Raw genomic sequence first — 666 nt, 5'->3', positions numbered from 1 at the left:
GATGTTCCCCGATGCCACGGCGATGCCTTCGGGAAGGCCGAAGGCACGGGCGAACTCGGCGTCCAACCCACCCACCCGCGCGCCCAGGGGCAGGACCTCATGGGACATCTTCTCCTCGAAGACCCCACCGAAACCCGGTGCGAGCGCCTCGAGGAAGTCCCGGGAGGGATAGCTGCCGTCCTGGTACATCCGCTTGTAGCCGGAGTCCCCTGCCGCGTAGGTGAGGCGCCCGGTGAGCTTCCACGTGAGCCAGTCCAGGACGTCGAGCACCTCTTCCGTGGCGGCGTACACCTCTGGCGCCTCCTCGAAGGTCTCGAGGATCTTGGGCAGGAGCATCTCCGAGGACAGGGTTCCCCCGTAGCGCCCCAGCCACGACTCCTCACGCTGTCGGGCCAGTTCCACGATGCGCTCGGCCTGGGACTGACCCCCGTGGTGCTTCCACAACTTGATGTAGGCGTGGGGGTTGTCCGCGAACTCGGGGCGCTCGCACAGCGGGGTCCCCTGGGCATCCGTGACCACCACGGTCGAGGAGGTCGCATCGACCCCGAGACCGATCACCGCCTCCGGATCGACCCCGGAGGCCTGCATCGCGTCGTGGACGGACCTCTCGCTGGCCTCGATGTAGTCCGCCGGGACCTCCAGGGCGAAGTCGGGCGGCAGTGTGTG

The 666-nt window shown here is 68.2% G+C and carries 1 protein-coding gene; it reads right to left on the bottom strand.

Annotation, left to right across the window (positions count from 1 at the left end):
- A partial coding sequence (locus FK530_RS24605) for an FGGY family carbohydrate kinase (RefSeq protein WP_269434187.1) occupies positions 1 to 666 on the bottom strand: 666 nt, incomplete at both ends.

It is taken from the genome of Tsukamurella conjunctivitidis, from assembly GCF_007858475.1.
Lineage (GTDB): Bacteria > Actinomycetota > Actinomycetes > Mycobacteriales > Mycobacteriaceae > Tsukamurella > Tsukamurella conjunctivitidis.
Note: the sequence above shows the minus strand (reverse complement) of the source record. Positions and strands in the feature narration are given on the sequence as shown.